Origin of the sequence: Rhizobium sp. SSA_523 (genome assembly GCF_030435705.1) — a bacterium.
GTDB lineage: Bacteria > Pseudomonadota > Alphaproteobacteria > Rhizobiales > Rhizobiaceae > Neorhizobium.
In genome coordinates, this window is record NZ_CP129382.1 from 3,275,133 (window position 1) to 3,293,878 (window position 18,746).

At 61.6% G+C, this 18,746-nt stretch carries 15 protein-coding genes; 9 read left to right on the forward strand and 6 right to left on the reverse strand.

All coding sequences use genetic code 11. From position 1 onward, the window contains the following. Window positions 1-102 precede the first annotated feature (102 nt). A complete protein-coding gene (locus QTJ18_RS23835; protein ID WP_252753360.1) occupies window positions 103-825 on the reverse strand; it encodes a Crp/Fnr family transcriptional regulator in 723 nt (240 codons plus the stop codon). Between the two features lie 309 nt (window positions 826-1,134). Here QTJ18_RS23835 and hemN point away from each other — a divergent pair, with 309 nt between their 5' ends. Beyond that, window positions 1,135-2,484 carry an oxygen-independent coproporphyrinogen III oxidase gene (gene hemN / locus QTJ18_RS23840; protein WP_252753359.1) on the forward strand — a complete coding sequence of 450 codons (1,350 nt, stop codon included), beginning with the start codon at window positions 1,135-1,137 and terminating at the stop codon, window positions 2,482-2,484. Between the two features lie 67 nt (window positions 2,485-2,551). Here the strand turns inward: hemN and cysQ are convergent, their stop codons facing one another. Next, window positions 2,552-3,346 carry a 3'(2'),5'-bisphosphate nucleotidase CysQ gene (gene cysQ / locus QTJ18_RS23845; RefSeq protein ID WP_252753358.1) on the reverse strand — a complete coding sequence of 265 codons (795 nt, stop codon included), beginning with the start codon at window positions 3,344-3,346 and terminating at the stop codon, window positions 2,552-2,554. A gap of 210 nt (window positions 3,347-3,556) precedes the next feature. Between cysQ and QTJ18_RS23850 the strand changes: the two genes are divergently transcribed. Next, window positions 3,557-4,597, forward strand: a complete 1,041-nt coding sequence (locus QTJ18_RS23850) for a proline racemase family protein (RefSeq protein WP_252753357.1) — start codon at window positions 3,557-3,559, stop codon at window positions 4,595-4,597. Between the two features lie 125 nt (window positions 4,598-4,722). Here the strand turns inward: QTJ18_RS23850 and QTJ18_RS23855 are convergent, their stop codons facing one another. Next, window positions 4,723-5,658 carry a tetratricopeptide repeat protein gene (locus QTJ18_RS23855; RefSeq protein WP_252753356.1) on the reverse strand — a complete coding sequence of 312 codons (936 nt, stop codon included), beginning with the start codon at window positions 5,656-5,658 and terminating at the stop codon, window positions 4,723-4,725. Between the two features lie 237 nt (window positions 5,659-5,895). On the opposite strand from QTJ18_RS23855, the gene pyrC reads away from it, so the two are divergent. The 5 genes from pyrC (at window position 5,896) to QTJ18_RS23880 (ending at window position 11,604) form a co-directional block, all read left to right on the forward strand. Beyond that, on the forward strand, window positions 5,896-6,933 hold the full coding sequence (gene pyrC / locus QTJ18_RS23860) for a dihydroorotase (protein WP_252753355.1): 1,038 nt from the start codon (window positions 5,896-5,898) through the stop codon (window positions 6,931-6,933). 102 nt (window positions 6,934-7,035) lie between these two features. Further along, window positions 7,036-8,211, forward strand: a complete 1,176-nt coding sequence (locus tag QTJ18_RS23865; RefSeq protein WP_252753354.1) for a GGDEF domain-containing protein — start codon at window positions 7,036-7,038, stop codon at window positions 8,209-8,211. A gap of 73 nt (window positions 8,212-8,284) precedes the next feature. Beyond that, complete coding sequence (locus QTJ18_RS23870; protein ID WP_252753353.1) at window positions 8,285-8,983, forward strand: orotate phosphoribosyltransferase; 699 nt, start codon at window positions 8,285-8,287, stop codon at window positions 8,981-8,983. Between the two features lie 100 nt (window positions 8,984-9,083). Beyond that, complete coding sequence (locus QTJ18_RS23875) at window positions 9,084-10,010, forward strand: carbohydrate kinase family protein (protein WP_252753352.1); 927 nt, start codon at window positions 9,084-9,086, stop codon at window positions 10,008-10,010. A gap of 244 nt (window positions 10,011-10,254) precedes the next feature. Then, window positions 10,255-11,604 (forward strand): dicarboxylate/amino acid:cation symporter, encoded by a 1,350-nt coding sequence (locus tag QTJ18_RS23880; protein WP_252753351.1) that lies wholly within the window; start codon window positions 10,255-10,257, stop codon window positions 11,602-11,604. Window positions 11,605-11,825: 221 nt separating this feature from the next. Here the strand turns inward: QTJ18_RS23880 and pgi are convergent, their stop codons facing one another. The 3 genes from pgi to QTJ18_RS23895 form a co-directional block, all read right to left on the reverse strand. After that, window positions 11,826-13,442 carry a glucose-6-phosphate isomerase gene (gene pgi / locus QTJ18_RS23885; RefSeq protein WP_252753350.1) on the reverse strand — a complete coding sequence of 539 codons (1,617 nt, stop codon included), beginning with the start codon at window positions 13,440-13,442 and terminating at the stop codon, window positions 11,826-11,828. A 75-nt stretch (window positions 13,443-13,517) separates the two neighbouring features. After that, window positions 13,518-14,723 (reverse strand): alpha/beta hydrolase, encoded by a 1,206-nt coding sequence (locus tag QTJ18_RS23890; RefSeq protein WP_252753671.1) that lies wholly within the window; start codon window positions 14,721-14,723, stop codon window positions 13,518-13,520. A gap of 172 nt (window positions 14,724-14,895) precedes the next feature. After that, entirely contained in the window at window positions 14,896-16,599 is a 1,704-nt protein-coding gene (locus QTJ18_RS23895) for a long-chain-fatty-acid--CoA ligase (RefSeq protein ID WP_252753349.1), read from the reverse strand. Between the two features lie 343 nt (window positions 16,600-16,942). On the opposite strand from QTJ18_RS23895, the gene QTJ18_RS23900 reads away from it, so the two are divergent. Next, on the forward strand, window positions 16,943-17,335 hold the full coding sequence (locus QTJ18_RS23900; RefSeq protein ID WP_252753348.1) for a PRC-barrel domain-containing protein: 393 nt from the start codon (window positions 16,943-16,945) through the stop codon (window positions 17,333-17,335). 272 nt (window positions 17,336-17,607) lie between these two features. Beyond that, the gene (locus tag QTJ18_RS23905) at window positions 17,608-18,735 is read left to right on the forward strand and encodes a hypothetical protein (protein WP_252753347.1); all 1,128 of its coding nucleotides are present in this window, start codon (window positions 17,608-17,610) and stop codon (window positions 18,733-18,735) included. Window positions 18,736-18,746: the final 11 nt, after the last annotated feature.

Genomic DNA, 18,746 nt, shown 5'->3' on the forward strand with positions numbered 1-18,746 from the left:
TCATTGCCGCTATTTTACGACGGAACGGACTAACAGTTCAGGGGGCAGGGCAGGAAACTCGCGTTTGTGGTTAAAAGCGTGGCGCGGCCAGAAGGCCCGGCATCAGCCGCAACGCGCCTTCAGCCTGGTCAGGCTCATCACCTCGATATGGCGATTGGCGGTGATGGAGAGGATGCCCTCCCGCTTCAGTCTCGAAAACTGTCGCGACACGGTCTCGATTGTCAGGCCCAGATAATCGGCCATGTCGAGACGCGTCACCGGGAGATCGAAGATCCGGACCTCTCCCTTGGCATCGGGATCGAGATGAAGGGCAATCACCAGAAGCAGACTGGCAACCTTTTCCGCCGCTGTCTTGCGGCCGAGTGTCACCATCCAGTCGCGGGCATCGTCCAGCTCCCGCAGCGACTGGTCCATGAGCCGTTTGCGCAGCGCCGGATTGCGCTCGATGAGCCGCTCGAGGGTAACCTTAGGCACGCGGCAGACATCCACCTCGGAGGCCGCCTGGGCAGAGATCGGGCTTTCGCTGGCATAGAGCCGTCCGACCAGGTCCGGGGCAAATTGCAGGCCGACGATCTGCTGGCGGCCATCCTCGAGCGTCTTGGACAGCTTGACCACGCCGCGCATGATGTTGTCATAGGCTTCCACGCTGGTGCTTTCGCCCACCAATTCCTCACCGGCTCCATGCTGCAACTGGCGGGTATGGCGCGACAGAAGCAAGAGTTCGTCCGGGTTCAGCGCCCCGCACATGCCTTTGTGGCGCACCTCGCAGCTGCGGCAGAGCGCGGGCACTTCGGTCGAATGGATATCGCGACGGGTCAGGTCCATGATCACTCACCTATATTCGAAAGACTCCGGCGGATCGATGCGACACTCTCGACCCGGACGCGGCACTCTCCGTTTCGGACACTGGGGCATTGTCCGGGATGACGGAAGACATCGTCGCGCGGCGCAGTCCCTCCGTCTTGCGTGTGGAAAGTTGATGTCGAGCGGCGCGTGGCATCACGAAGGCGGGTCCTGCCTCATCTGAAGACCTTCTAGTAGATCTGGTCCTAGCAGTCGGTCCTGCGGCTAAATTGATCTTGATCAAGGTAGGCTCGGATTTTCTTTCTAACTCTGGGTAAGAAAGGAAATCCCATGCAGCCAGATCTTCTTCGCCGCTATGCCGCTCCGGTGCCACGCTACACGAGCTATCCGACGGCGCCGCATTTTCATGACGGCGTCACCGGCGAGACCTATTCCGGCTGGCTGGAGGCCCAGGATGGAAAAGCTCCGCTGTCTCTCTACTTGCACGTGCCCTTTTGCGATCGGCTGTGCTGGTATTGCGGCTGTCACACCAAGCAGACGCGGCGTTATCAGCCGGTCGCGGACTATGTGAATGCGCTGCTGCAGGAGATTTCTCTGGTTGCCGCCCGGCTGCCCAAGCGCGCCCGAATCAGCGCCATCCATTTCGGCGGCGGCTCTCCGACCATCGTCTCACCGGCGGATCTCTCGCGCATCCGCCACGCGCTCGACCGTCATTTCAATATGGATCCCGCAGCCGAAATCAGCGTCGAGATTGATCCCGGCTATGTCGACGCGGAAAGGCTTTCGGCCTGGCGCGATATCGGCATGACGCGGGCCAGCATCGGCGTGCAGGATTTCGATCCGGCCGTCCAGCAGGCGATCAACCGGCCGCAGACGTTCGAACAGACGCAGCGCATTCTTCACCTCCTGCGCACCTATGGCGTCGGCGGCATCAATCTGGACGTCGTCTACGGACTGCCGCACCAGACGATCGAGAGCCTCGGCCGCACCCTGGAGCTTTCTTTGTCCATGGCGCCGGACCGCTTCGCCATATTCGGCTATGCCCATGTGCCGTGGATGAAGAAGCACCAGACCCTGATCGACGAGACGGCGCTTGCCGGAATCGAGACGCGGTTCGAAATGCAGCAGATGATTGCGCAACGATTGCTGGCCGCCGGATATCTTTCCATCGGAATCGATCACTTTGCCAGGCCGGGAGACAGCCTTGCCGCCGCACTGGACCAGAAGGAGGTGAAGCGCAATTTCCAGGGCTATACGACGGACCAGGCGCCTGCTCTGATCGGTCTCGGCGCCTCCGCAATCGGCAGGACGGAGGGCGGTTATGTGCAAAACATCGTCGCCACGGGCGAATATATGCGGGCTGTGAGCGAGGGGCGGCTGCCGATCGCCAAGGGATTTGCGCTTGGTCCGGTGGACCGCGCAATCGGCGAGGCGATCGAATCGCTGATGTGCCACTTCGCCTTTTCGGTGCGTCGTCTGAAGGAGCGTTACGGCGCGGCGGCGGAAGTCGTCCAGGCAAGCGCTGCCCGCATCCATCAGCAGGATCCGGATGGCATTACCCGGTTTGACGGGGACCACTTCGAGGTGCTGCCGCAGGGCCAGATCTTCGTGCGGACCATTGCTGCAGGTTTCGACCAGTATTTCGGCCGCGGCACTGCCAGGCATTCCGTCGCGGTCTGACGGGAAAGGCCGGGCTTTTGAGACTATTCGGCCTCCTGCGGCCGCAGCCGCGGATCTTCCTTCGGCCTCACGCCGCTTGAGGTGCGTCGCGGCTGCCCCAGACGAAGAAGGCGCCATTGGCAAAATCGGCGGCCTCGGCCCGCCCGCATTTGCCATAGGTGAGCGGTTTGCCGTCGGCAGCCAGGACAGATCCGCCCGCCGCCCGCACCACGGCATCGCCGGCCGCCGTGTCCCATTCCATGGTCCGGCCGAAGCGGGGATAGACATCGGCGAGGCCTTCGGCCACCAGGCCGAATTTGAGCGAGGATCCGACGGTTCGGCATTCCGCCGGCTGAAGGTCTTCCAGATAGCGGCTCGTCTCGGCATCCAGATAGGAGCGGCTGGCGACGGCCACCGGCGGACTGGCGACACAGCGCGCCTGGATCCGGCTGCGGGAGACGACGGTCTGATCCTCCCTCACCGAGAGCTTCCAGGCGCCTTTCTGATCTCCGAGATAAGCAACCCCGATAGCCGGCGCGTAGACGATGCCGGCAACCGGCGCGTTGTTCTCGATCAGGGCGATATTGACGGTGAACTCGCCATTGCGGTGGATGAATTCCCGCGTCCCGTCCAGCGGATCGATCAGCAGGAATCGGCCGCCGGAAATATCGGGCTGGCATCCGGCCGCCATCTGCTCTTCCGCAATGGCCGGCAGGTCCGGATATTCCGTCTGGAGAATGCGCAGGATGATCGCCTCGGCGCAGAGATCGGCCTCCGTGACCGGGCTCTGGTCGGCTTTTGTCTCGACCGCGAAGTCGCGATGATAGATTTCCAGAATGGCCCGGCCGGCGGCCAGAGCGGCCCGTTCGAAAATCTCCAGCATGGATTCGTCCCTCTTGGTTTCGATCTCTGATGCGGCAAACGCTTCGAAATTGCAAATGCGCCGGGCGCGCGAAATTCGGGGGAGCGGCACGCCCGCGGATTTTCTTTATGCCCGGGGCGCAATAAGGTGCCGGCCGATCGGGGGCCGCAAGGGGCCGCTGGAAAAGCCGCAAGACGGGCCACAAGAGAGGCCGCAAGAGGGAAGACTGCCATGCGTTGGAAACGCACCATGCAATTGCTGGATGTCCATGCAGAAGGTGAAATCGGCAAGGTGGCCATTGGGGGCGTGCCGAAAATCCCCGGCGCGACCATCGCCGAAAAGCTCGCCTGGCTGAATTCCGATCCGAAGGGGCAGGACCTGCGCCGTTTCCTCTGCCTGGAGCCGCGGGGCAACCCGATCGGTTCGGTCAATCTGCTTTTGCCGCCCGTTCATCCCGATGCCGATGCCGCTTTCGTCATCCTGCAGCCGGATCAGGCGCATGCCAGCTCAGGGTCGAATTCCATCTGCGTGACGACCGCGCTACTGGAGGCCGGCATTGTGGACATGCGCGAGCCGGAAACCATCGTGACGCTGGAAACAGCTGCCGGTCTGGTGCAGGCGAAAGCCAGCTGCCGCGACGGCCGCTGCGAGCGCGTCGAGCTGACAATGGTGCCCGCCTTTGTTCATGCGCTTGATGTAAGCCTGGCCACACGTTGGGGACAGGTGACGCTGGATCTGGCCTATGGCGGGGTGTTCTACGCCCTGGTGGATGTGGAGCAGATCGGGCTCACGATCGAAAAGCACAATGCCGCGGCGCTCGTGGCCGCCGGCATGGAACTGAAGGAGGCAGTCAACGCGGCGTTCCCGGTGGTGCATCCGGAAATTCCGGCCGTTTCAGGTGTTGCCTATGTGATGTTCCGCAGCAAGGACGCCGATGGAGCCGTCCGCACATGCACCACGATGTGGCCGGGACGCGCCGATCGCTCGCCCTGCGGAACCGGGAATTCCGCCAATCTCGCGACATTGCATGCGCGCGGCAAGGTGGCGGTGGGCGATGTCTTCACCTCCCGCTCGATCATCGGTTCGGAATTTCGCGTGGGGCTGAAGGGGTTGACGTCCGTCGGATCGATCAATGCCGTCATACCGACCATTAGCGGCAGGGGATTTACCTTCGGCATGCAGACAGTGGCCCTCGATCCTTTCGACCCGCTGGCATCCGGCTTTGCCATGACCGATGTCTGGGGACCCTCTGCCGGCGACATTCCGTCGTGACAGCGTCCCTGTCGGGGCGCTTCGCGGCAGTCCGGCTGCAGATGAGAGAGTGGCAGCCGGATCTCGCCTGAGGCTGGCGAGAAATGCAGGCAATCGGGCCGGATGATCGGCCCGATTGCAAGAGATCAGATGTTTTTCAGCTTGGACGGGCTTTCAACTTCGTTCGGAGCCAGAACGAGCATCTGGAAACCATCCGGCAGGAGCGAAGAGATTTCCGGAGCCGGTGCCGGCGCAATGCCTGCCTGCTGCAATTGCTGCAGCTTGGTGGCGCCGAATGTATCGCCCGCTGCGGCGGCCTGTGCGTAAAGCTCTGCGGCAACCTGGCGGTTGACCGGAATGCCTTCGCCGCCCTCATACATCAGGCCGAGATTGATCATGGCATCCTTGCTGCCGCCCTTGGCTGCAACATCGTACCAGGCAATGGCCATCTGGTTGTCTTCGACCAGAAGCTTGCCTTCGTCATAGATCACGCCAATGTTGAAGGCCGCCGTGGAATCGCCCGCAGCTGCTGCGGTCTCGAACCACTTCAATGCTTTGTTGACGTCCAGCTGCGTGCCAAGGCCGTCGCGATAGGCAACGCCAAGATTATAGGCCGCAAGAATATTGCCCTCGGCCGCCGCTTCGCTGTACATCTTGAACTCGGCCTCGTTATCGCCGAGCCGACCCATCAACATGCCGAGATTGACCTTCGCTGCAGCATAATTGCTGTTGGCGGCCGTCTCGTAAGCCTGCATGGCGGCGTCGGCCTGCTCGGAATTGTTCAGAGCCCGGCCAAGCTGGAAAGCGAAGCGGGGATTCTTGGTTGCCTCGAAGGCGACACGACAGGCCGTTGCAGCGCTGGCATCGACTTCATTGATGGCGACCGGGCTATAGGCCGGATTGCGGTCACGGTCGAAAGGGCTGCCAGCCAGGCGATCGCACTGGTCCTGCATTTCCTTCACAGCGACCGTTTGTGCGGGCTCGCGGGCTTGTGGTGCAACGGTCAGGGCAGACAGGGTCAGGATCGTACCTGCACAAAGGCAAGCAAAACTCGTCAGCTGCTGCGAGGAACGGCTGTTCATCCTTAGTCTCCGATGTCTTTATCTTCAGATTTGTTTAACGAACGCGGAAATCGGCAGACGGTTCCTCTTTATTGCAGCGTTCACATCTAGATGATCAGGTTTCTGGCGTTATTTGCCGCCGACGACGCGTTCCCGGCGAGCCCGGCTTCTCGCGGTATGCGTCGACGCAACAGGTTCCCATGATCGCGGTTTCGTATTAGAGCGAGGGTCGACAGGATCAGGAACTTGGGAAGTCTTATGAAGACCATCAGCATTCGCCGCCCGGACGATTGGCATCTTCACCTGCGGGACGGCGCCGTCCTTGCCGGCGTCGTCGGCGATAGCAGCCGGCATTTCGGACGTGCCATCATCATGCCGAACCTGGTGCCGCCGGTGGTAACGACCCAGGATGCCAAGGCCTATCGCGATCGTATCCTCGCCGCGGTGCCGGCAGACCATCGCTTCGAACCGCTGATGACGCTCTACCTGACCGAACAGACCAATGCTGACGATGTGGAAGAGGGCAAGCGCTCCGGCCTGATCACCGCCGTCAAGCTCTACCCCGCCGGGGCCACCACCAATTCCCATGGCGGGGTGCGCGACCTCGACAAGGTCATGCCTGTCCTGGAGCGAATGGCCAGGATCGGCCTCACGCTTTGCGTTCACGGCGAGGTGACGACGCCGGAGGTCGACATATTCGACCGCGAAGCCGTCTTCATCGAGGAAAAGCTCGATCTCATTCGCCGTCGCCTGCCCGAGCTGCGCGTCACCATGGAACATGTCACGACAAAGGAGGGCATTGATTACATCCTTGCCGCCGATCGCAATCTGGCGGGCTCCATCACCACCCATCACCTGATCATCAATCGCAACGACATTCTCGTCGGGGGCATTCGCCCGCATTACTTCTGCCTGCCCGTCGCCAAGCGCGAGCATCATCGGCAGGCCCTGCGCAAGGCGGCGACCTCGGGCGATCAGCGCTTCTTCCTCGGCACCGATTCCGCCCCGCATGTCGATCCCCTCAAGGAATGCGCCTGCGGCTGTGCCGGCATCTATACGTCGATCAACACGATGAGCTGTCTGGCGCATGTCTTCGAAGAGGAGAATGCTCTGGATCGGCTGGAAGCATTTGCGTCGCTGAACGGTCCAGCCTGGTACGGACTGCCAGCCAATGAAGAGACGATCGTGCTCGAAAAACAGCCCGATCCGATTGTCTATCCCGCCAAGATCGACACGGATGCAGGTCCCATTACTGTCTTTGACCCCAAATTTCCTTTGCATTGGGCCGTTCGGTAAATCGAAATTTGTCTTTTATTCTCCCGTTCGCGGTAATGAATCCGTTAGGATTTGAGGCGTAGCTTCACCTGCGACGGGATGCTGTGTGCGTCTAACGGGGGCATGATGCTGGATTACAAAACACTTCTCGTGTCGCTGGGCGTGTCGGCTGTTTGCCTACTCCTGACCCTGATGGGCACCTGGATGGCCCGTCGCCGAGACGGCTTTCTGCTGACATGGGTGATCGGGCTCGCCTTTCTCGTGCCCGGCATTTTCTCCTATTCCTATTATGCCCAGTATCCGACGGCGCTGGTGGGCTTTGTGTGCACCAGCCTAATGTTGATCGGCTTTGCCATCATCTATTCGGCCTCGATCCAGTTCTGCCATGGCGGATCCCCCTTGCGCTCGATCCTCATCTGGTCGGCGCTCTCCATCCTGTTCACCGGCCCGCCAATGCTCTCAGGGTTTGACGGCATTGCCTTCATCAGCCTCAATGCCTGGGCCGCGCTCCTGCTATTTGCCACGGCCCTGGTCTTCTGGAGGGGCAGGCAAGAGGCAACAGGGCCGCTGAGCGGCATGGCTGGCCTCTATGCCCTGACGGGCATCTCCTTCCTCCTGTGCGGTATCGTCCTGCTGCACGACGGGCGATGGGTTCTCGGCCACGCGCCCGAGAACTGGGCGGAGAATCTCAATATCGCCATCAGCATTGCGGGCATGACAGGCGTCGGCGCCATGTCTTTGATGGTGCATCAGGCGCGGATCACCGAACATCATCGCCGCGAGGCCCTGACGGATTCGCTGACCGGCCTTCGCAACCGTCGCGCCCTGTTCGGCCTGCATGAAACGCAGGTCTTTACGCATCAGATGGCGGTCATCGTCTTCGATATCGACCGCTTCAAATCCATCAATGATCAATATGGCCATGCCGTCGGCGACTCCGTGATCCGGGCCCTGGCGCAGGAGCTCGGTGCCTCCGTCGGGCTCAGCACGACGGCGCGGCTGGGCGGCGAGGAATTCGCTGCCGTCGTCAGGTCCTCGGCGCCGGGCTATGCCGAATGGCTGGCGGAGCGCATTCGCAAGAGCTTTTCCGAACGCGAGATTCGCATCGATTCCCATGTGATCCGCGCCACGGTCAGTGCCGGCATTGCCTATGGCGATCCCGAGGGGCGCAGCTTCGAGGGCATGCTGAGCGCGGCCGACAGCGCGCTCTATCTGGCCAAGCGCAATGGCCGCAACCGGGTGGAAATTGCCCGCCCGCCCGTCGATGCCATGCTCGCCGGCGAAAGGTCCACCGCCTGAGCGTTCAGACCGCTGGTCTACCGCTTCCGATGCTGCTATTGCCGCCGCAGGCAAATGGATGACGGAGAGCAGCATGATCCAGATGATTTACCCAGACCGCGCGCTCATGGCCGAATTGATGGCCAAGATGCTGTGGGAAATCGGCGCGGTGCATTTCAATGCGGCACAGCCCTACAGACTGGCATCCGGCATGGCGAGCCCCGTCTATATCGATTGCCGCAAGCTTCTGTCCTATCCCCGGATCCGCTCCTCCATCATGGATTTTGCCGCCTCCAGCGTGATGCGCGATGCAGGCTTCGAAGCCTTCGACTGCATTGCCGGCGGCGAGACGGCCGGCATTCCCTTTGCCGCCTTGCTGGCCGATCGTCTTGGTCTGCCGATGATCTATGTCCGCAAGAAGCCGAAGGGACACGGCCGCAACGCGCAGATCGAGGGCCACCTGCCGCAGGGCGCGCGTGTCCTGGTGATCGAGGATCTGACAACGGCCGGCGGCAGCATGTTCACCTTCATCGATGCCATTCGTGCAGCGGGCGGCGTGGTGGATCACGGCATGGCGCTGTTCTTCTACGGTATCTTCCCCGAGGCCCAGCAGCGCTTCCGGCATGGCGGGGTCAAGCTGCACCATATCGCCACCTGGCGGGAGGTGCTGAGCGCGGCACGCGAAGGGAAACTGTTTGACGAAAAGACCCTCTCCGAGGTCGAGAGCTTCCTCGATGCGCCGCTCGAATGGTCGGCCCGCAATGGCGGCGTCGGCGCCCTGCCTGTTGCCTGATGTCAAGAGTGCTGGATCGCGCGCATCGCATCTGGTGTTTTGCGCGCGGCTGATCTAATCGATTGAAGAACAGCCCTGTGGTGTGAGGAGGAGGACAAAGATGATCTTGTGCTGCGGCGAAGCCCTTATCGACATGTTGCCGCGCGAGACGACCCGCGGCGAAAATGGGTTCGCCCCCTATGCCGGCGGCGCCATCTTCAATACAGCCATTGCTCTTGGCCGGCTGGGCCAGCCGACGGGTTTCTTTACCGGTCTTTCCGACGACATGATGGGCGATATCCTGCGGCAGACGCTGAAGGACAGTCATGTCGATGCGCGTTTCTGTGCCATATCCTCGCGGCCTACCACCATCGCCTTCGTCAAGCTCGTCGACGGCCAGGCGACCTATGCCTTCTATGATGAAGGGACGGCAGGTCGAATGCTGTCGCGCGAGGATCTGCCGGAGCTAGGATCCGAGATCGAGGCCATGCATTTCGGCGCGATCAGCCTTATTCCGGAACCCTGCGGCGAAACCTATGAGACGCTGATGGCGCGCGAATATACGCGCAGGGTCATCTCCTTCGACCCCAACATCCGCCCGGGCTTCATCAAGGACAAGGCCAAGCACCATGCGCGCGTCGCCCGGATGGCCGCCATGTCGGATATCATCAAGTTCTCAGATGAGGATCTCGAATGGTTCGGCATGGAGGGTGACCATGATACTCTGGCAAACTACTGGCTGGGCCAGGGGGCGAAGCTCGTGGTGATCACCCGGGGTGCCGAGGGCGCCATAGGGTATTCGCAGGCCGAGAAGGTCGTCGTTCCAAGCGAAAGGGTCACTGTCGTCGATACGGTCGGCGCCGGCGACACGTTCGACGCGGGCATACTGGCTTCGCTAAAGCGGCAGAACCTTCTCACCAAAGAGCAGGTGGCCAATCTCTCGGATCAGGCCATCAGGGATGCCCTGACGCTGGGTGCGAAAGCGGCCGCCGTCACCGTCTCACGCGCAGGTGCAAACCCGCCCTTCGCGCATGAAATCGGCCTTTGACGCCGACCGGTCTCCTCGATCCCGCATAGGCCTGACGAAAGCGGCCCATGGCTGCCGAGGCCTGTGCGGAGGGCTTGGCGCTGAAAATTGTCCGGACAGGCCACGACGCTGCAATAAATTTCTCCGGGTCGGATGGTTGGCGCAATAGCGTCTGTTGAAAATGTGGGCGGGAAGCCCATAATTTCATCATCACTTTGCGAGCGCGGCCCCTGGCTATCCTCGCCCTCCTCAAGGACCCTTCAAAATGTCTCCATCTCCCGCCCGGGCTCACAAACCCATTTATGCCTCGTTCGGCTTTCAGGTGGTCGCCGCGATGATCATCGGCTTGATGCTTGGCTATGTCGCACGTCAGATGGGACCGGTGGAGACCGGTCCGAACTGGCTCGTGCAGACTCTGGCCACCATCGGCTCGATTTTCGTCCAGCTGCTGCGCGCCCTGGTGCCGCTGCTGATCTTTACCGCCATCGTGGCGAGCATTGCCAATCTGCGCGAGCTGAACAATGCGGCCCGCCTCGTCGGCCAGACCCTGCTTTGGTTCGCGATCACGGCTTTGATCTCCGTCATGATCGGGATCACCCTCGGCTTGCTCATCCAGCCTGGTCTCAATACCGGCCTTGCCGAAACAGCGGCGGCAGCGCCGTCCAGCACCGGTTCCTGGCTTGATTTCCTGAAGGGCCTCATACCTGCCAACCTTCTCGGACTGCAGGCCTCCACCAAGGTGACGGCGGGCGGTGCGACAACGGCGCTCAGCTTCAACGTGCTGCAGATCCTCGTCGTGTCGATCGCCATCGGCATTGCCGCCCTGCAGGTGGGCGAAAAGGCCGAACCCTTCCTCGCCTTCAACCGTTCGCTGCTGGCCATCACCCGCAAGATCTTGTGGTGGGTCATCCGCCTGACGCCGATCGGGACGATCGGTCTGCTCGGCAACGCCGTTGCCGTCTATGGCTGGGAGGCGCTGGCCTCGCTCGGCTGGTTCTCGGCGGCCATCTATATCGGCCTCGCCCTTGTACTCTTCGTCGTCTACCCGATCCTGCTTAGCATCCACGGCCTCAACCCGTTGCGCTTCTTCTCCTCCGCCTGGCCGGCGATCCAGCTGGCTTTCGTCTCCCGCTCGTCGATCGGCACCCTGCCGGTGACCGAGCAGGTCACGGAGCGCAATCTCGGGGTTCCGCGCGAATATGCGGCCTTCGCCGTGCCGCTCGGGGCAACGACCAAGATGGACGGCTGCGCTGCCATCTATCCGGCCATTTCAGCCATCTTCGTGGCGCAGTTCTACGGCGTTCCGCTCGGCATACAGGAATATCTGCTGATCGTCTTCGTCTCGGTTCTCGGCTCGGCCGCCACGGCGGGTCTGACCGGCGCAACCGTCATGCTGACATTGACGCTCTCGACGCTGGGCCTGCCGCTGCAGGGCGTCGGCCTCTTGCTGGCCGTCGATCCCATTCTCGATATGGGCCGCACAGCCGTCAACGTTGCCGGCCAGGCACTGGTGCCGACACTGGTTGCCAAGCGCCAGGGCATTCTCGACCAGACGGCCTATGATCGTCAGGAAGGCATCGACGCGCTGGATCCGGTGGCCGTGCCGGCAGAATGAGCACCGGGAAGGGCTATGCCGGCAGGCTGCCACTCCATCAAGCAATGCCATCAAGGAATGCCTGCCCGGAGTGACAGCCTGGATGACAGCCAGGCGTGACAGCCTGGATGACAGCCGGGCGTGACAGGCTGCGACGCGCTTCCTTTGGCATCCCAGAAATTAAGGGCCGGCTGCTATGCAAGCCGGCCTTTTCGTCTGGCTCTTGTTCGGCGGTGGCCGGCTTAGCCGATCAATGCCTTCACCAGGCCTGCGGTGGAGGCGTCCTGGCCCTCGGTACCCGTCTTGCCTTCCACCACCGGCAAAAGCCCGGTTGCCAGTTCCTTGCCGAGCTCGACGCCCCACTGATCGAAGGAGTTGATGCCGAACAGCACGCCTTCGACGAAGACGCGATGCTCGTAAAGGGCAATCAGGCGGCCCAGCGCGAAAGGTGTCAGCTGGTCATAGACGAAGGTGATCGAGGGACGATTGCCGGTAAAGACGCGGTGCGGCGCGATATGATCCGCCTTGGCATCGTCCATTCCCGCCTTCAACAGCTGAGCCTTGGCCTCCGACAGCGTGCGGCCCTTCATCAGCGCTGCGGATTGGGCCAGGCAATTGGCAATCAGCAGCGCGTGCTGATGGCGCAGGTTCGGCTCGAAACCCTTGGCCGCGATCATGAATTCCGCCGGGATGACGCTCGTGCCCTGGTGGATCAGCTGGTAGAAGGCGTGCTGCCCATTGGTGCCCGGCTCCCCCCAGACGACAGGGCCGGACTGGCCTTCGACCGGGGTGCCGTCAATGGTCACGCCCTTGCCGTTCGATTCCATGTCCAGCTGCTGCAGATAAGCGGGGAAGCGCGACAATCTCTGATCATAGGGCAGGATGGCGCGGGAGGGATAATCCAGCACATTGCGGTGGTAATAACCGATCAGGCCAAGCAATGCAGGCAGGTTTTCCCGCACGGGCGCCTCGCGGAAATGCACGTCCATGGCATGCGCGCCATCCAGAAACCGGCCGAAATTCTCCGGGCCGATGGCGATCATCAGCGGCAGGCCGATAGCGGACCAGATCGAATAGCGGCCGCCGACCCAGTCCCAGAAACCGAAGATGCGATCGCTATCGATCCCGAAGGCCGCCACCTTGTCCAGCGCGGTGGAGACGGCCGCGAAATGATGTTTCACCGCCGCCTCGCCCAGAGTTTCGGCAATGAAGGCGCGGGCCGTGGCGGCATTGGTCATCGTCTCGATCGTGGTGAAGGTTTTCGAAGCGATGATGAAGAGAGTGGTTTGCGGATCGAGGAGCTTCAGCGTGTCGGCAATATGGGCGCCATCGACATTCGAGACGAAATGCGCACGCGGCCCGTCGTGAAAGGGTGCCAGCGCCAGCGTGGCCATGACCGGACCGAGATCCGACCCGCCGATGCCGATATTGACAATATCGGTGATCTGCCGGCCGGTCGCCCCCTTCAGCGCGCCGGACCGGATGCCCTGGGAAAAATCGCCCATGGCCTGGAGGACGGCGTTCACCTCCGGCATCACATCCTTGCCGTCGACCATCACCGGCCGATTGGACCGATTGCGAAGGGCGGTGTGCAGCACGGCCCGGTTTTCCGTGAAGTTGATCGCCTTGCCGGAGAACATGTCCTCGCGTTTCTCGGCCACGCCGCGCTCGGTAAACAGGGTCTCCAGCAACGCCATGATGCGCTCGTTGACGGCGCATTTTGAGTAATCCATCAGGAGGTCGTCAAAACGCGCGCTGAATGTCTCGAACCGGGCTGGATCCGCCGCAAAGGCGGCACGCAGGTCGGTGGCGGAGGTTTCGGCGGCGGTGGATTTGAGTTGGTCGACGATCGCCTGCATGGCACTCCTCACGGGTCATAATGGGTGAGACGAACCTATTCGCTTTCCCCGGCAAATCAAGCGCGCGGCATTCGCTTACTGCCCGACCGCCGTCTGCAGCGTACCGCCCAGACTTGCACCGAAACGGTTGATCTGATCGTCATAGGTGCGGCGCGTATTGGGATCGAAAATGGCGATCGGGGCGCTCACGGCAACGCTTGCAGCACTACCGACCGTTTGCGCAGTGCCGATGGCGAGCGCGCCCAGGCCCTCGCCAAGGCCCACATTCGAATCCGTCACCGTCTGGCCGGCGATCAGCCGGTTGCCGAGGAGCTTCACCACATAGGGGCTCTCGGCAAATTTACCGTGATTGAGCGGATCGCCGCTGCGCAGCGCCGTCAGGTCGAGGACGGTGATTCCCGCCGTTTCCAGCTGCGACCGATAGGGTTCCTGCGTCGGGTCGATCTGCCCCAACCGGTCGACATTGCCGGAAATGCGCTTGGATAGCTGCAGCGCACGATCATCCCTCGATACGAAGAGCGAAAATTTCGGTCTCGGCTGGCCGATCTCGTCCAATTGCTGGCCGAAGACGTCCACATCGAGATCGGGAGATGCGAGGATCACGTTCTGGATCTTGCGAGCCACCTTGCCGTCGCGGATCGCCATCTGGCGAAGGGCCTCGACCGTCAGCCATGATCCCATGGAATGGGCCATGATCGTCACTTCATCGACGGCCGGATCATGAGCGACCTGGCGCAGCAGCGTTTCCAGCGCATCACGCGAGTAATTGGCGCTTTCCTTGTCGTAATTATAGGCAAAGATACTGCCGCGCGAGGGCCAGGTGAACAGGATGGGCGCAACATCGGCGCCGCTATCATGAACGATCTGGGCAAAACGATAGACGGCATCCTCATACTGGTTGTTGAAGCCATGGATGAAGACAAGCACGCGCCGGCTTTTCGGCAGATGCGACTTCAGCCATCGGCCCGCCGCCGGAACCGTGAGCGGTTCGACTGCGATGGTGGCGAATTCCTTTGCCGGATCGGCCGGCAGGCGCCGCGGCCACTGCACCTGTCCGACCTGGCGGTTGCTGGCCGGCGGTATGGATACCTGGATCTCGGTGATCTCCGGCTGCTTGCCACGCTCGCCGGAAAACAGGAAGCCCGGCCGGTTCGAGGCCTGGCGCGTCGTTGCAACCATGATGTCGACGCGAGACGCGCCGGCAATATTGACCTTTTCCGGGATCAAGACGCCCTCAGCGCGGCTGACGCAACCGCATAGCATCATCATCATCAGCAGCATTATCGAAATCGGGCAGACCGATCGGCCGGGGGCAGGGGAATAGACTTTCGGCACGACGCATCCTGGCTCAATTGGCGGCCGATCGACCTTCCTTCGTGTAGACGGTCTATCGGAACGGCCGCCGGGCGTCCATCCTGCGCCAATCACTATTCGTGACGATAATCCACAAGCATCACTTTGGGCGCAGCTCCCGGCGCAGGATCTTGCCGACCGGCGTCTTCGGCAAGTCATCGCGGAATTCGATGAAGCGGGGTCGCTTGTAATTGGTCAGGTTCTCGGCGCAATGGGCCTTGAGATCGGCTTCCGTCAAGGCCGCATTGCGTTTGACGACGAAGAGTTTGACCGCCTCGCCGGAATTCGCGTCCGGTATGCCGACGGCCGCGCATTCCAGCACGCCGGGATGCATGGCGGCCACCTCTTCCACCTCGTTCGGATAGACGTTGAAGCCGGACACCAGGATCATGTCCTTCTTGCGATCGACGATCTTGGTGAAGCCCCGTTCGTCCATGAAACCCATATCGCCGGTTCTGAAAAAGCCGTCATCGGTCATGGCTTTTGCCGTTTCATCAGGCCTTTTCCAGTAGCCGGCCATCACCTGCGGCCCGCGAATGCAGATCTCGCCCACTTCGCCGAAGGAAAGCGCATTGCCGTCATCATCGCGAATGCTGACATCTGTCGAGGGAACGGGCAGGCCGATGGTGCCGGTGAACTCGGTGGTGTCGATCCGGTTTGCGGTAGCGACCGGCGAGGTCTCCGACAGGCCGTAGCCTTCGGTGATCGGGCAGCCGGTCATCATGTGCCAGCGCTCCGCCACCGGCCTCTGCACAGCCATGCCGCCGCCGAAGACCATCAGCAGCGACGAGTGATCGATCTTCTGGAAGTCGGCATTGTTCATCAGGGCATTGAACAGGGTGTTGAGGCCCGGGAAGATATGGATCTTGTGCTGGGCAATCTCCTTCACCAAAGCAGGCAGGTCACGCGGATTGGCAATCAGCACATTATGCGCGCCGAGCGTTACGCCCATCAGCGAATTCACCGTCAGCGCAAAGATATGATAGAGCGGGAGCGCGCACAGGAAGGTCAGCACGTCCGGGCGATTGCGCGACAGGAAGGCGCTTTCCAGCCACAGGGCCATCTGCTCCTTGTTGGACAGGAGATTGCGATGGGTGAGCATGGCGCCCTTGGAAATGCCTGTCGTCCCGCCCGTATATTGCAGGAATGCGATATCATCGAGGTCGCTGTCCAGAGCCGTCAGCTGCTTGCCGCGCCCGGCCTCGAAGACGCTCTTGAAGCTCAAGGCGGTCGGAATGGAGAAGGCGGGCACGAGCTTCTTGACCCGGCGCACGATGAAATTCACGATATGGCCCTTGAGGCCCAGCATGTCGCCCATGCTGGTAATGACCACATGTTTCACATCGGTGCGGCCAACTACCTGCTCCACGGTATGGGCGAAATTTTCCAGAACGAAGATTGCCCGGGCGCCCGAATCGTTCAGCTGATGCTCCAGCTCGCGCGGTGTGTAGAGGGGGTTGACGTTGACCACCACCAGGCCCGCCCGCAAAATGCCGTAGACGGCTACCGGATTCTGCAGGATGTTCGGCATCATGACGGCCACACGGTCGCCCTTGGCAAGGCCGAGCGATTGCAGCCAGGCGGCGATGCGCCGGGTGGCCTCTTCCAATTCGCTGAAAGTGATCGTCTTGCCCATGCTGGTGAAGGCCGGCCGGCTCGCAAAGCGGCTGCAGCAATCCTCGAAGAGCTGGCCGATCGACCGGTGCGCGAGCGGGGGTAATTCCGCTGGAACCGAGGGCGGATAGGCGTTCAGCCATACCTTCGTCGCCGCCGGCTGTGTCTGTGCTTTGGAAACATCGTTCATCGCGGCAGCTCCTCCTGATTGTGCCATGCGCGACAGGCCTCCACTCCCACTGCGCAGACACTATTGATCCTGGTCAAGATAGACCCCTAACCCCTTCACGCTAAATAACTTTGACGTAAACGTCAATCGGATGCAGAGGCCCGGAGGTCAAAATTTGGAACCTCGACGGCGTCCCGGCGTTTTCCAAGTCCAGTGCCTCGTATCGAAGATCAATACGGATGTTCGAAGAATATGGGTCACGGAGATACGGACTTGGAGTGTCACTTTTGTGTCCAGACCGGGCGCAGGGCACTCTCTCAGAAGCTTTGCCGATTGGCAGGGCTGAAGAAGAAGGAGATGTCACATGTTGCATCAAGAACCGCGCCAGGGACAGGATCCCTACGTCAAGGACAATTACGCTCTGATCGCAAGCGACAAGGTCGAAGGCACCAGCGTCTATGGTGCTGACGGCAAGCGGATCGGTAGCATCGAGCGTATCCTTCTGGAGAAGCGTGGCGGCAAGGTCGCCTATGCCGTTCTGAGTTTCGGCGGCTTCCTCGGGATCGGCGACGATTACTATCCGCTGCCGTGGGAAAAGCTGACCTATGATGAGGAGCTTGACGGCTACCGCATCGACATGACCAAGGAGCAGATCACGGCCGCTCCGCGCTACCAGTCTCTCGACGACGACAGCTGGCATCGCAACAATGACAGGACGATCTACGACTATTACGGTGTTCCGCCCTATTGGATGTAATAGTGGCTGAAGGCTGAAACAGAGGGCTCCGGCGCAGGCATGCGCGGGGGCCTTTTTTCGTGGGCGGAACAGGAATTTCAAAGCGGTCGTGCACCTTGAACATGGCGCTTTTCTTAAGGTAATCTTCAATCACATATGACACTGTCGCCCGCCTAAGCAGACTTGCATTGGCCTGCCAAAGCTCGTCCGCTGAGTTGATTGTTTTGACGCAGGTTCTGGTCGGAAAACGTAGGACACTTTCCGGAACCTGCTTAGGGTCAGACAGGATGGACATGACGGAGGGGTCTTCAGACAGCGCTACCGCGGTACGGTCACTCGTTCCGCAGGACTTGCCTGCCGTCGCCCGGCTTTTCACCCAGGCCTTCCGCCGAAGGAACACGCCAAGCACGGACGATCTCCTGCGGGTCCTTAGCGACAGCTATCTTGATTATCCCTGGTATGATCCGGCCATTTCCTCCAAGGTTTTCGTCGACGAGGCGGGTGACATTCGCGGCTTCATCGGCGTGCACGTTCAGCCGATGATCCATGGTGAGCGCCAGATCACCGCGGCCTTTTCCGGCTCCTTCGCCGTCGATGATCCCGAGCGCTATCCGTTGGCGGGGGCACGACTGCTGCGCAGTTTCGCGAAGGGACCGCAGGATCTTTCGATCAGCCAGACTGCCAATGCCACGGCGCTGCGGATGTGGCAGAACATGGGGCATTCCCACACGACGGATTACAGCCTGACCTGGCTGCGGGTCTTCAGGCCCATGGCCGCGGGCCTCGCGACGCTCGCCTGGCGGCTGCCCGCGGCACGTATTCTATCCCCGCTTGCCAAGATCGCCGATCCGATCCTCCTGCGCATGGCGCCGGAGATCTGGCGGCCCGACCTGGCCCGCGTCACGCGCGGCCCCGCTTTTGCCGATGTCGACCGACAGAGCTTCCAGGCCGCACTTCTGGACCTGTCGCATCTCTATCCTCTGCGGCCGGACTGGGATCCCGCTACGCTCGACTGGGTGGCGCGGCAGGCGGCGCAGAAGCGGATGTATGGCGAGCCGTGCTATCGCGTGGCAAGCGGCGCGGATGGAAAGCCGCTTGCCGCCTATGCCTATTTCCGCCGCGAAGGTGCCATCGGCTGGGTCATGCAGGCCGTGTCGCCTGCGGCTCTCTCCAGCCGCTTGATCGATGACCTGTTCAGCAATGCGGATGCGTTTGGCTGCGCCGGCCTTCGCGGCGGCGCGCAGCCCTGGCTGAACAATGCCTTGATGAGCCGCGGCGTCATCTTCCTGTCGCGGACCTTCTACATCGTCCATGCCAGGGACAAGGCACTGCTGGCGCCGTTTTCAAATGCCTCGGCGCTCGCCAGCGGCCTTGCGGGCGAGGGATGGATGCGGTTGATCGGCGATCGCTTCGAAGACTGACATCCGGCACA